We start from the raw sequence: 569 nt of genomic DNA, 5'->3' as shown, positions 1-569 counted from the left end.
GTGGAGAATCGCGTCGAGGCGCTGGGTAAGGGAATGAGCAACACGGCTGTCCCAAATGACGAGGTTGTGTTCGGGTTCGAGATGGCTACTCGCGAACGCCGCGACTTTCGTCCAGCCGCTGTTCATCCTTGCGTCGTCCTGCCTTTTTCCACGGATCGCAGAAGCAAAGACTGCGTGCACGTCCCGCCAGTCGTATGCGGTGCGCTGCACGACGCCGCCCCACGCAAAAACCTGATCCGCAAATTCGACGGCTTGCGCCTGCAGCTCCGGCGTCCATTTTTCGATCGAATCGGCCAGTTGCCTGGCCGTCACGAGCAATGGAGCGAGCGCGTCGCAGGTTTGGCGATAACCGACTGCAGGTCGCGGCCAGAAATAGGCATCGAGCCGCTGACGCCAACCTTTGACGGGCGCGCCAAACGACACCCTGCGATATGACGGCTGGAAAGGCTCCTGCTCGATATCGGATACTAGCTGCCGGATGATATCGCTGGAAAACGCGTGCGTGCGCGACACAGGGGCTGCCTTCACCTCCTTCACTGTCACTTGAATATCGCCAGCCTCCGCTTCGC

Annotated in this window: 1 protein-coding gene; it reads right to left on the bottom strand. The window is 60.5% G+C overall.

The features are described 5' to 3' along the window. A partial coding sequence (locus U5782_RS41330; RefSeq protein ID WP_322049633.1) for a hypothetical protein occupies positions 1 to 569 on the bottom strand: 569 nt, incomplete at both ends.

The organism is Paraburkholderia sp. J67, assembly GCF_905220265.1.
GTDB lineage: Bacteria > Pseudomonadota > Gammaproteobacteria > Burkholderiales > Burkholderiaceae > Paraburkholderia.
This window is presented reverse-complemented; position numbering and strand designations above follow the sequence as displayed.